This is a genomic window from Undibacterium sp. Ren11W (genome assembly GCF_049340485.1).
GTDB lineage: Bacteria > Pseudomonadota > Gammaproteobacteria > Burkholderiales > Burkholderiaceae_D > Undibacterium.
On record NZ_JBMPPB010000005.1, the window covers coordinates 91,279 to 103,863 of the forward strand.

Below are 12,585 nucleotides of genomic sequence, written 5' to 3' on the forward strand. Positions count from 1 at the left end.
TTTGAGCCTCAAAAAAAAATAAAAAAACCGCGCCCTATATTTTACAGGGCGCGGTGTGGTCAGCATATCCGGTCACCAGCGGTAAACGGATATAGACATTTTAGCCTGCGCGATTCATCAGGAAGGTAGTCAGCAAAGGTACCGGACGACCGGTAGAACCTTTGGCCGCGCCAGACTTCCATGCGGTACCAGCGATATCCAGATGAGCCCAGGTGTATGCCTTGGTAAAGCGCTCGAGGAAGCAGGCTGCGGTAACGCTACCGCCGGCTGGGCCGCCGATATTTGCCATGTCGGCAAAATTCGATTTCAATTGCTCGTTATACGCTTCTTCTATAGGCATGCGCCATGCAGTATCACCGGTTTGTTTGCCCGCCGCCAGCAATTCAGCCGCCAGCTTGTCGTGCTCAGCGTCGTGACGAGTGAACAGACCTGTGTTGTGATGGCCAAGTGAAGTAATGATGGCACCCGTCAGAGTGGCTACGTCCACTACTACCGCCGGTTTCAGACGTTCTACATAGGTCAGTGCATCACACAAGATCAGACGACCTTCCGCATCGGTGTTGAGGATTTCTATGGTCTGGCCGGACATTGAGGTTACGATGTCGCCTGGACGTGTCGCTTTACCTGAAGGCATGTTTTCGCAAGTCGGGATGACCGCGATGACGTTCAACTTCAGTTTCATCTCGCCGATGGCACGCATGGTACCCAAGACCGAAGCAGCGCCACCCATGTCGTATTTCATTTCATCCATGCCCGCGCCTGGTTTCAAAGAAATACCACCGGAATCAAAGGTGATGCCCTTGCCGACCAAGACGGTAGGAGCGTCTTTGGCTTTACCGCCCATGTGCTTTAAAACGATGAATTTTGGCGGTTCTTCAGAGCCATTCGTGACCGATAAGAAGCTATTCATCTTGAGCGCCTGCAATTGTTTGCGCTCCAGTACTTCTATGCCCATCTTGTAGTCAGTTGCGATGGTTTTTGCCGTATTCGCCAGGTAGGTCGGGGTGCAAACATTTGGAGGTAAATCCCCCAATTCTTTGGTCAGATCCATACCGTTGGCGAGAGCCACGCTATTTGTCAAGGCCAGTTTTGCGCCCGCTGCTTGAGTCGTTGCAACCGCAATAGCTAGTTTTTTAACGCCTGTGCTGACGGCTGTTTTTTTGCTTTTTAGGCTGTCAGTACGGAAAATCGATTCGCGAAAAGCCACAACGATGGTGCGCACAGCCCATGCGACATCGCGTCCGCTTACGTCTGGCAAGGCAAGGATGGCATCATTGGCACCGTAAGTTGCTAGACTGCGGGCGGCGGCCTGCGCTGCCTGAACAAAAGATTTTTCTGCGACTGTCGCAGTTTCTTCGCCTAAACCAACTAATAACACACGTTCTGCTGCAACTTCGCCTACATTGCGCAATAATAGCGTTGTGCCAGCTTTGCCAGAAATGTCGCCTGATTTCAAGGCCGCAGAAATGGCACCTTTTTTATCCAAAGCAGTGGCTGCAGCTGTTAATTTTTTGTTTTCGAACACGCCTACAACTACGCAGCCAGTTTTGCTTGTATTCACGGTGCTTTTGGCGTCGAATGTTTTTATGCTAAAGTCCACGTATTACTCCTCTTTGTAAGTTTCGTAAAACAGGTATTATAACCCTCCATGATTTTTCAGCGCGCGCTTAGACGTGAATTGTTCAGTGCCGCAGGCGCTGTGTTTACGACACTCTTCACAATTACCATCACTTTTATGCTTATCAAGATCCTCGGTCAAGCGGCCGGAGGTAAGGTGGCATCGGCTGATGTGATCACTTTGATCGGATATTCTTCACTCACCTATTTACCCGTGTTACTCATACTGACTGGTTTTATTTCAGTCTTGCTGGTGGTGACACGCTCGTATCAGGATTCTGAAATGGTGGTCTGGTTTGCCTCGGGTCTAAGTTTGACCCAATGGATTAGGCCTGTACTTAGTTTTGGCCTCCCCTTTATTTTACTTACCGGCTTACTGAGTTTTGTTGCCACGCCTTGGGCAAATCGCCAAAGCTCTGAATTGCGCGAGCAATACGAAAAGCGCGGCGATATTGCCAAAGTCTCGCCCGGAAAATTTCAAGAATCGGCCTCTTCTGAACGCATCTTTTTTGTCGAAGAAGTGACCGGCGATTTGGCCAAAGTCAGAAATGTCTTCATCAATACCAATAAAAATGGCAGATCCAGCGTGGTGGTCGCCAGCGAAGGGAAGATGGAGATCGATGCGCACGGCGATAAATTTTTGGTCATGAGTAAGGGCAGTCGTTACGATGGCCTGCCAAGTGAAGCGGATTTTCAGATGATGGAATTTGAGAAGTATGGCATCTTGGTGGCAGCCCAGACCAAGGCAGCAGCTGGAAATAAAAACGCCAAGTCCTTGTCGCTTTCAGAGTTGCTGGACGATCCGAATAAATTTAACCGGGGTGAATTATTGTGGCGCATTTCCCTGCCTTTGATGGCGACGATATTGCTACTGTTAGCCGTGCCTTTGGGATATGTCAATCCAAGGGTAGGGCGTTCGGCGAATCTGATCATCGCCTTGTTGCTGGTGGCGGTGTATCTGAATTTACTCAATATTGTGCAAGAGGCGGTGGTTCAAGAAAAATTAGCACTAATGATGGCGTGGTGGCCTATGCACTTGGCGGCACTGTCGGTCGTGGTACTGATGTTTTCATGGCGGGTGATGGTGAATAGTGGTTCGCACCCCTTGGTGTTGTGGTCAAAATTAAAATGTCGCTTGCTCAATGGTATGGGTAGCAAAGAAAAGAGATGTTCATGAAAGTATTGCAGCGCTATTTTGGTACTGAGATCATACGCGCGGTGAGCTTTGTCATGCTCGCTTTGCTGGTGCTGTTTTCATTTTTTGATTTAATGGGCGAGCTAACCGAAGTTGGCCGGGGTGGCTATCGTTTGTCTCACGCCGCTGTGTATATTGCATTACGTCTACCCGGTTATGTGTATGAGTTCATGCCTATTGCGGTATTGATCGGGACTATCTATGTACTGGCGCAGTTTGCGTCGAATTCCGAATTTACCATCATGCGCGCAGCCAGTATGTCTACCGTTAAGGCCGGCATTATTCTTGGGAAAATCGGACTGGTATTTGTCGCTGTGACCTTCTTGTTTGGCGAGATCATTTCTCCATACTCGACCAAACAGGCGGAAAAACTCAAAGTGAGTACCATGGGCGCGACCATCGCCCAGGAATTTCGTAGTGGTTTATGGACCAAGGATTTGATCAAAGCCAATGGATTAAGTGGACCCGTAATTGGATCGCGAATTTTGAACGTTAGAGAAGTTTTACCGGATCGTTCATTAGTAGGATTAAAAGTTTATGAGTTTGACAGCGATTTTCATTTATCCAGAGAAATCACGGCAGCCCGTTCCGAATACCAGGGCAAGAACCTTTGGCGTTTGTTTGATGTGGTTGAGACTTCCTTTCCCAAGACTTTGGCGAAACAGGATATGTTATCTATCCCTAGTCAAAAATTTGCAAGTCGGGATGTGGTGTCCGAAATTACCCCGGATATTTTGTCAGTAATTTTTGTCGACCCGGATCGCATGTCGGCCTATGACTTAGCGGCCTATACCAAACATTTGACCGATAATAAGCAAGATTCTGAGCGTTACGCGATCGCGTTCTGGAAGAAAATCACTTATCCGTTTGCGATTCTGGTGATGATGGCTTTGGCGCTGCCGTTTGCCTATCTGCATGTAAGAAGTGGCAGCATCAGTCTGAAGATTTTCAGCGGTATCATGATAGGTTTGGTGTTCTATTTATTTAATAGCCTGTTTTCGCATGTAGGTTTACTTAATACCTGGCCGGCACCGGTTACCGCATTAGCGCCTAGTTTGTTGTTTTCCATGATTGCGATGATCGCGATCCGTTATGTCGATAGGCATTGATAGATTATTAGTGATGAAAAAAAATACTGCCCTTATCTTATTCGCCCACGGTGCCCGCGACCCACGTTGGGCGGCACCTTTTCAAAGACTGCAAAAAATGACGCAAGAGAGTTTGCCTGATACCCGCGTCGAGTTAGCTTTTTTGGAATTCATGACACCAAATTTGACTGATCTGGTGGCGCAACTGGTGGCAGAGGCTTGTGAAAAAGTGACCGTGTCGCCGATATTTTTAGGGCAGGGCGGGCACGTCTTGCGCGACTTGCCGGTGATGGTCGATGCTTTGCGTGTCAGTTACCCAGCTTTGGAACTAGAGCAGCTGGAGGCGGCCGGCGAAGACCCCGCGGTATTGCAGGCGATTCGCGACTATTGCATCAGGGCTGTCAGCGTGTAAAACGTCCTCAGGCATTTTTTTTGAATGGCGAAGCGTATGCTTCGCCATTTTTATTTACGCTGGCAGAACCTTGTCCGGGTCGCCTGGGCGGACAGATATGCTAATGCGGCGGACACTGCGGACACTGTATGTGGAAAAATAAATCGATATAAAACAATGACTTAGTTGTTGGCACGCTTCCTGCTATTAATAGACTTATCTCACTAAGGATAGGTCTTATGATACGCGATACTTCCGGCCAAGATGCTTGCATAGCAGCGCCATCGGCCTGGCGCAATAAAAAATTCATGATATGGACAAGCCTGATCGTCGCCACACTGATCGCGGCTGTCATGTTGTTATCTGCCTGGGGCGGCAGTAGTCGCTCAGTGAATCTGAATCGTCTTAAAATTGCTCAGGTTAGCCGTGGCACTCTGGTCAGAGATCTTGCCGTGAATGGGCGCATGGTGGCCGCCGTTAGTCCCACCTTATATGCTAGCGCACCGGGTACTGTCACTTTAAGAGTAACGGCGGGCGACACGGTTAAGAAAGGCCAGATCGTGGCCGAACTGGAGTCGCCAGATCTGAGCAATCTGCTCAAACGCGAACAATCGAGTTACGAACAATTGGAAGCAGAGGTGGCGCGTCAACATATTCTGGCGCGCAAGCAAAAACTGCTGGCCAGGCGCGATGCCGATCAAGCCGAAATTGAAAGAGTCGCGGCCGAGCGCACCTACCAGAGAATCGAGGCCGCCGGTGTGGCTGGCGTGATCGCTAAGCTCGATTTTATGAAGGCGCAAGATACCTTAAAGTCGGCCGTAATCCGCGCCAAACATGCCGAGCAGGCTACCACCTTAGAGAATGAGGACGTCGATATAGTTTTAAAAACTAAGCTGAGTCAATTACAGCAGCAGCGTTTGGTGCGTGACAATGCGCAGCGCAGAGTCGATGAGCTGAAGTTGCAAGCACCGGTGGATGGTTTGGTTGGTACTCTGTCAACCAGTAATCGCAGCGTGGTGGCGGCCAACACTGCATTGATGACCTTGGTCGATTTGTCGCAACTCGAGGTGGAGCTAGAGATACCGGAATCCTATGTGGCAGATTTGGGTATAGGCATGAACGCTGAAATAACTATCAACGGCGTTAAAAGTTTAGGGAAACTATCCGCGATCTCGCCTGAAGTGGTGAAGAATCAAGTGCTGGCACGCGTACGGTTTAGTGGTCAGCAGCCAGCCGGTTTGCGCCAAAGTCAACGGGTTTCGGCACGTCTGCTGATAGAAGAAAAACCGAATGTACTGATCTTGCCTAGAGGTCCTTTTGTGGAGAACGAAGGCGGACGTTTTGTGTACATCGTAGAAGCAGGAGTCGCAAGGCGGCAAGCCTTCAAGATGGGCGCAACTAGTATCACAGCGGTTGAATTGCAAGAGGGTTTGAAGCTGGGCGATCAGGTGGTGATCGCGGGTAGCGAGTTGTTTGAAAACGCGCTGAGCGTCTCGCTCAATGGCGGGTGAAATAGTGAGTCAGTAAGGCTTGAATAAGCGGGCGATAAAAATCGCCATATTGAAGTAAAAGCATCTATATCTTTCTGGAGAATTTCTATGTTACGCATGACCAATCTGAGTAAAGTATATCGCACCCACATGATAGAAACCCATGCCCTGCGTGGTTTTGAGATCCATGTCAAACAGGGAGAGTTTGTTACCGTCACCGGGCCTTCTGGCTCAGGCAAGACCAGTTTCTTGAATATCGCCGGTTTGCTGGAAGAGTTTACGGGCGGCGACTATCTGCTCGATGGCGTGAACGTCAAGGGCTTGGATGATAATGCGCGCTCACGTCTGCGTAATGAAAAGCTCGGTTTCATTTTTCAGGGCTTCAACCTTATTCCTGACCTGAATTTATTCGATAACGTCGATGTGCCTTTGCGTTATCGTGGTTTTAATGCCAGTGAGCGCAAACGTCGTATTGAAGAAGCTCTCAGTCAGGTTGGCCTGGCATCGCGCATGAAGCACTATCCGGCAGAGCTATCGGGTGGCCAGCAGCAAAGGGTGGCGATTGCACGCGCTTTGGCCGGTAAGCCAAAATTATTATTGGCCGATGAACCTACCGGTAATCTCGATACCCATATGGCGCGCAGCGTGATGGAATTGCTCGAAGAAATTAACGCTAAGGGCACCACGATTTTGATGGTCACGCATGATCCTGAGCTGGCGGTGCGGGCGCAACGTAATGTCCACATCATTGATGGTCAAGTGTGTGATCTGGTGCGCCAGACGCCCTCGCTATACGATGCCAGCGGCGCTGCCCATTCAGTGAATACTGCTGCGGCTTAAGGAGATATGATGATCCACTACTATTTTCTGTTAGGGTTGCGCAGTCTTAAACGCAATCCCGTCTTGACTGCACTGATGGTCTTGACGCTGGCAATCGGGGTCGCTGCTAGCGTCTCTACATTAACCATCTTACACGTGATGTCGGGCGACCCGATTCCAAACAAAAGTGATCGGTTGTTTGCACCTATCATTGATAACGGTCCTTTAGAAGGCTATGTCGCAGGCGATAAATCTATCGATCACCAATTGACTTACAAAGATGTGCTCAGTCTATTAGCTAGCAAGCAGGGCGAACGACGTACCGGTTTGTATGGCGTAGGCATGGTCATCGAGCCGATGCGTGCTGATTTGGGAGTGGTGGCGGCAGAAGGAATGGCCGCCAGCAGCGACGTCTTTGCTATGTTCGACATACCGTTTTTGTATGGGCAGCCCTGGCGTGCGATCGACGATAGCAATGCCGCCGATGTGGTGGTGCTGAGCCGAAAATTATCGGAAAAATTATTTGGCGCGGTCAATTCTGTTGGACAACGCTTACGCATGTCTGGCGCTGAATATCAGGTGGTGGGGGTGCTCGACAACTGGTTGCCTATGCCACGATACTATCGCTTCAATGGCCGCTCGTCGGCGTTCGGCATCGAGGAAGAATTCGTCATTCCATTTGCCACCGCGATCCGTCATCAGACCACACATTCTGGCGGCATGAGCTGTAGCGATAAGCGCGAACCCGGTTGGCAAGCACTACTCGATTCTGAATGCACCTGGTTTCATTTTTGGTTTGAAATGAAGTCAAAGACACAGCGTTCTGAGTTGCAGAGTTATATTGATAACTATGTCAGCGAGCAAAGAAAGTTCGGTCGGTTTTTACGAAAAGCCAAGAACCAGTTGTTTGATGTGCGCGGTTGGTTAAGCGAGATGAAAATCATTGGCGACGATAGCAAACTTTCGGCCTGGCTGGCGTTTGGTTTTTTGTTGCTGTGCCTGGTTAATACCATAGGTTTATTACTGGCTAAGTTTTCTGTACGTGCTTCTGAGGTCGGTGTCAGGCGCGCGCTTGGCGCCTCGCGTGGACAGGTATTTTTGCAATTTTTTATTGAGAGCAGTGTGATTGGTCTGATCGGTGGCTTGGTTGGTGTGCTATTCGCCATTGGCGCACTGCTTTTGATCGCCATGCAGTCCAAACAGTTGGCGGTGGTGGCCCATATGGATTGGTCTATGCTGGCCCTGACCTTTGTGATGTCCATATCCGCGGCTATTTTGGCCGGTCTGTTACCGACCTGGCGCGCCTGTAAGGTGACGCCGGCGATACAGCTTAAATCCCAGTAAACATTCCAGACTTACGTAAAACCGCCCCAGCGTTGTTGTATCCGCCTAGCTGGAACAATCTTGCGTAAGTCCTACATTGATGAATTGATGAGGCTATGATGAAAACATTTTTTGAAATCCGCCCGATATTAACTGCCCTGCTCAGGAATAAAACCGGGCCATTATTGGTGGCAATACAAATAGGCTTGAGCCTGGCGATACTTGCCAATGCTATTTATATCGTCAATTTACGTCTGGCGGTGGCGGCGCGTCCGAGCGGCGTGGTCGATGAGCTCAACCTCTTCAGGGTGCATATCAGCAATCAAAAACTCGGGGAACACGCCGATCAGATCGCCATGCAAAAGCAGGAGGCGGCAATCATTGCTGCAGTACCCGGCGTGGTGGCTGTGGCGCGTGTTAATCAGATGCCTTTATCACAATCCGGTAGTACCAGTGGGCTGGCGGCAGATCGTAAGCAAACGACTAGTAATGCGATGGGATCTGTCTACATGTCACCTGATTCGCTCGTACAAACCTGGGGTTTGCATTTAATAGAAGGGCGTGATTTTAATGCTGGCGATATGTATGAGTTGGATCAAAATACCACGCAAGATTTTCCTAAGACAGTGATCATCACTAAAGAGCTGGCATCGAAGCTGTATCCCGATCAGGCTTCAGTCGTTGGTAAGGACCTCTATTTTGGAACCGGAGAACAGGCCAATAGCGTGAAAATTATCGGTGTCGTGGAACGCTTGCAAACGCATGGCGGACGGGCTGCAAGCGCAGGTGAGACATCGGTCATCGTTCCGATACGGCTGAGTAATGATGTGCACTCTGGTTATTCGGTACGTACAGAGGCAGGGCAACGCGATCGCGTCATGCAAGCGGTAGAAACAGCTTTACGTAAGAGTTCTGCGACCCCGCTCAATGTGAAAAGTGCTTCTATGGAAGAAGATAGACGCACGCGCTATCGCAGTGAAAAAGCGTTGGCGTGGATGCTCATTGCCGTGAGTGCCTTGTTGGTGTTGGTTACCGCTTCTGGTATCGTCGGCATGAGCACTTTATGGGTGACGCAACGCTATAAACAAATAGGCGTACGGCGCGCTCTGGGTGCCAGGAAGATCGATATTTTGGCCTATTTCATTACTGAAAATATCCTGATTAGTAGCGTCGGTATCGTTGGCGGCGTGCTGTTGGCGCTGGCACTCAATCAGTTGCTGGTCAGCCAGTTTGAGCTTAGCAAGTTGCCGGTTTCATATCTGCTGTTTGCGCCTTGCTTGTTTTGGCTATTGGGTGTGATTGCGGTCTATGCGCCGGCCTGGCGTGCCGCCAGCATTTCACCGGCGACAGCAACCCGGGGTGCCTGAGTTATTTCTACATTTAAAAACAGGCAGGCTCAGCGCGCATCTCATCGCGCATATTCCATGCGCCTTTCCAGCCTATCGAGGCTGCAGGCCGCATCCAGTATGCGTGAACGGGCATGCCATGTTTAAATTATTCCTGCGGACTGCATCGGGTAGTACAATTTAAGCTGAGGTCGACGGCTATACTGTCGAGCCGCCCCCACATCTAACCACTCACATCTTGCTTATGCCCACAGTCCTGATCATCGATGATAACCGTTCCATTGCGATGGCACTTGAGGTGTTGCTGTCGCTCTCCGATATCGCCAGCATCAGCGCCGACTCGCCCGAACAGGGCTTGGCCATGTTGCAGACGAATGCGGTGGATCTGGTAATACAGGATATGAACTTTGCGGCCGACACCACCTCGGGTGCCGAAGGGGTCGCGTTGTTTCAAGCGATACGCAAACGACATCCTGATTTGCCTGTGATCTTACTGACAGCTTGGACCCATCTGGATGCGGCGGTAGATTTGATCAAGGCTGGGGCTGCCGATTACCTGGCTAAACCATGGAACGATCAGCGTCTGCTGGCCACCGTCCAGAATTTGTTAGAACTGGGCGAATTGGGACGCGTCAATCGCAGCCTGCAACTGCGCACTCAGCGCGAACGCAAACAAAAACGCGCCTTGGAAACACAGTACGATTTGCGCAATTTGATCTGGCAAGACGCCGCCACCGAGCGGGTGCTGGGGATGGCATGTCAGGTGGCGCGCGCCCATGTATCGGTGTTGATTACTGGTCCGAATGGCAGCGGCAAAGAGCGCATCGCGGAGATTATTCAAGCCAATTCCAGCGTCAAGGACGGGCCCTTCGTCGTCCTCAATTGCGGTGCCTTGCCGGCCGAATTGATAGAGGCGGAATTATTCGGTGCTGAGGCGGGCGCGTATACCGGTGCCAGTAAAGCGCGGGAAGGCAAGTTTGAAGCGGCCGATGGCGGCACCTTGTTTCTTGATGAGATCGGTAATCTGCCTTTAGCGGGCCAGATGAAATTACTGCGTGTGCTGGAGACGGGACGCTTTGAGAGGCTGGGCTCGAACAAGGAGAGGCAGGTCAAGGTGCGCGTTATCAGTGCCACCAATGCCGATTTGCCGGCGATGATCAGGGCCGGAAATTTTCGAGAAGATTTGTTTTACCGACTGAACGTGATCGAATTGCATATACCGGCGCTGGCGGAACGGCCAGATGATATTTTACCTTTGGCGCACTCTTTTTTAGAGCAAGGCAAGAGTCTGACCGCCGATGCACAAGCGAACCTGTTACAGCATGTCTGGCCAGGGAATGTACGCGAGCTCAAAAACGTGATGCAAAGAGCAGGTTTGTTTGCCGTCGGTGATCAGATTAATGCCAGCGACTTGGGCTTGCCCAAGCTGGCCACTGCCAGCAGCACGACAGAGTTGGAACCTGAGCGGGAAGACATAGAACATGCGCTAATGAGAGCGAATGGCGTGGTAGCCCAAGCTGCCGCGCAACTTGGATTGAGCCGGCAAGCTCTGTATCGTCGCATGGATAGGCTAGGTATTAGCCGCAGCGTATGAGACCAATAGCACAGCCGACCACACAGACAGATCCGCAAATACGGCGCGGCATGCCTATGTCTTTACTGAGCCGTTTGTTCCTGGCAGTGGCGGCGTTACTAATGATCGCCGTCGGCTTGACAACAGTCTTGCTACAGCGTTTTCCGCAGCAGGCGCTGTTGCTCACACTGAGTGTTTCAGCCTTGATGTTATTGTTGGCGATGGTCATATTGCGCAGCCAACTGCACCCCATGCTGCAATTGTTCCGCGCCATGAGTGGCACCGTGATTAGTTATCAGGACGGAGATTATTCCTTTGGCCTGCATTGGCCGCGCAATGACGAATTGGCCGATCTGGTGGACGCGCATAATGCGCTCGGTAATGTCTTGCGTGAGCAAAGACTCGATCTGGTGCAGCGCGAACTCTTGTTGGATACGATGCTGCAAAACACGCCGGTCGCCATGTTACTGATCTCGCATCGCGGTCCCATCGTGTTCGCCAATATCGCGGCGCGCCAGTTACTCAATCAGGGCAGGAAACTGGAGGGCCACAGCCTGCAACTGATTTTGCAACAGGTTTCGCCTTCACTGCGCGAGGCCTTAGAGAAAGGCGGCGATGGCTTGTTTAGCACGCAGGCGATAGTACCGGCTGGGGTGCAAAAAAACGAGGAAGCTGGCGCGCCTGCGGACGATGCCGAGGAAGAAATTTATCATCTGTCGCGCCGTAATTTTAGTCTGAATGGTCGCCAACACGAGCTGCTATTGCTACGTCAGCTGACGGTAGAATTGCGTCGCCAGGAGGTGCAAACCTGGAAAAAAGTAATACGCGTGATCAGCCACGAATTGAATAATTCGCTGGCGCCGGTGGCGTCCCTGGCACGCTCGGCCAGTGAGCTGGTTAAGCGCGGAAAGACCGAGCGCCTGCCGGAAATTTTAAATACCATAGAAGAACGTGCCCTGCATCTGGAAAGCTTCATCCACGGCTACGCGCGCTTCGCCAAGCTGCCTACGCCCAGACTCGAACAGGTGAAGTGGAACGAATTGATTAGCAATCTGCAAGCGCACACCAGTTTTACATTGCTGGGTTCCACGCCCGAGCACAGCAGCCGCTTCGATATCGCTCAAATGGAGCAAGCGCTGTTAAATCTATTAAAAAATGCCCATGAATCCGGCTCAGCAGCAGAGGACGTCACGTTGACAGTAAGACCTATGCAGGATCTGTTGCGGATTGATGTGATGGATAAGGGCAGCGGCATGAGCGAGACTGTGATGTCGAATGCGCTGGTGCCGTTTTACTCGACCAAACGCAGCGGTACAGGATTAGGGCTGGCGCTCGCCAGAGAAATCATAGAAGCACACGGCGGCCGTATCACTCTGAGTAATCGCGAAGGTGGCGGCTTAATGGTGAGTCTGATTTTGCCGGGCTGATAGCGCAATTTAATCACGAATCTAAATGCTGCGCTGACGAAGTATGAAGCGATTGGTCAGAACGCCACTAAGTAGTTCGCAATCTCTCTGACTCGCTATCCCGCCGATCAGGCTTGCCGGACGATAGTGCACTTCAAAAGCTGCAGAGCGACAGCGCCACCGCGCACTATTCATGCGCTTCTCCAGAGCATCTGCCTGCAAAGCCGCATGGGATATGCGCGCTGGCGTATGGGAACTTCTAAAAACCCTATACTCGGGCGCATCGCGGCGTCGCAAATCCTCGCAATACCGACGTATTGCTGCGGTTTGCGTCTTG

The 12,585-nt window shown here is 51.0% G+C and carries 10 protein-coding genes; 9 read left to right on the forward strand and 1 reads right to left on the reverse strand.

Going from position 1 to position 12,585, the window contains the following annotated elements; genetic code table 11:
• Positions 1-100: 100 nt before the first annotated feature.
• On the reverse strand, positions 101-1,600 hold the full coding sequence (locus ACO0K8_RS12870; protein ID WP_422947057.1) for a leucyl aminopeptidase: 1,500 nt from the start codon (positions 1,598-1,600) through the stop codon (positions 101-103).
• Positions 1,601-1,648: 48 nt separating this feature from the next.
• On the opposite strand from ACO0K8_RS12870, the gene lptF reads away from it, so the two are divergent.
• From lptF to ACO0K8_RS12915, 9 genes are all read left to right on the forward strand, one after another.
• Positions 1,649-2,794 (forward strand): LPS export ABC transporter permease LptF, encoded by a 1,146-nt coding sequence (gene lptF / locus ACO0K8_RS12875; protein WP_422947058.1) that lies wholly within the window; start codon positions 1,649-1,651, stop codon positions 2,792-2,794.
• Positions 2,791-3,921 carry an LPS export ABC transporter permease LptG gene (gene lptG, locus ACO0K8_RS12880; protein ID WP_422947059.1) on the forward strand — a complete coding sequence of 377 codons (1,131 nt, stop codon included), beginning with the start codon at positions 2,791-2,793 and terminating at the stop codon, positions 3,919-3,921. The genes lptF and lptG overlap by 4 nt, the downstream gene beginning before the upstream one ends.
• Positions 3,922-3,934: 13 nt before the next feature.
• Positions 3,935-4,312, forward strand: a complete 378-nt coding sequence (locus ACO0K8_RS12885) for a sirohydrochlorin chelatase (protein WP_422947060.1) — start codon at positions 3,935-3,937, stop codon at positions 4,310-4,312.
• Positions 4,313-4,530: 218 nt separating this feature from the next.
• Positions 4,531-5,802, forward strand: a complete 1,272-nt coding sequence (locus ACO0K8_RS12890) for an efflux RND transporter periplasmic adaptor subunit (protein ID WP_422947061.1) — start codon at positions 4,531-4,533, stop codon at positions 5,800-5,802.
• Between the two features lie 87 nt (positions 5,803-5,889).
• On the forward strand, positions 5,890-6,621 hold the full coding sequence (locus ACO0K8_RS12895; RefSeq protein ID WP_422947062.1) for an ABC transporter ATP-binding protein: 732 nt from the start codon (positions 5,890-5,892) through the stop codon (positions 6,619-6,621).
• Positions 6,622-6,630: 9 nt separating this feature from the next.
• Positions 6,631-7,944, forward strand: a complete 1,314-nt coding sequence (locus ACO0K8_RS12900; RefSeq protein ID WP_422947063.1) for an ABC transporter permease — start codon at positions 6,631-6,633, stop codon at positions 7,942-7,944.
• Between the two features lie 98 nt (positions 7,945-8,042).
• Entirely contained in the window at positions 8,043-9,290 is a 1,248-nt protein-coding gene (locus tag ACO0K8_RS12905) for an ABC transporter permease (protein WP_422947064.1), read from the forward strand.
• Positions 9,291-9,513: 223 nt separating this feature from the next.
• Positions 9,514-10,863 carry a sigma-54-dependent transcriptional regulator gene (locus tag ACO0K8_RS12910; protein ID WP_422947305.1) on the forward strand — a complete coding sequence of 450 codons (1,350 nt, stop codon included), beginning with the start codon at positions 9,514-9,516 and terminating at the stop codon, positions 10,861-10,863.
• Complete coding sequence (locus tag ACO0K8_RS12915) at positions 10,860-12,269, forward strand: sensor histidine kinase (protein WP_422947065.1); 1,410 nt, start codon at positions 10,860-10,862, stop codon at positions 12,267-12,269. Before ACO0K8_RS12910 ends, ACO0K8_RS12915 begins: the two co-directional genes overlap by 4 nt.
• Positions 12,270-12,585: the final 316 nt, after the last annotated feature.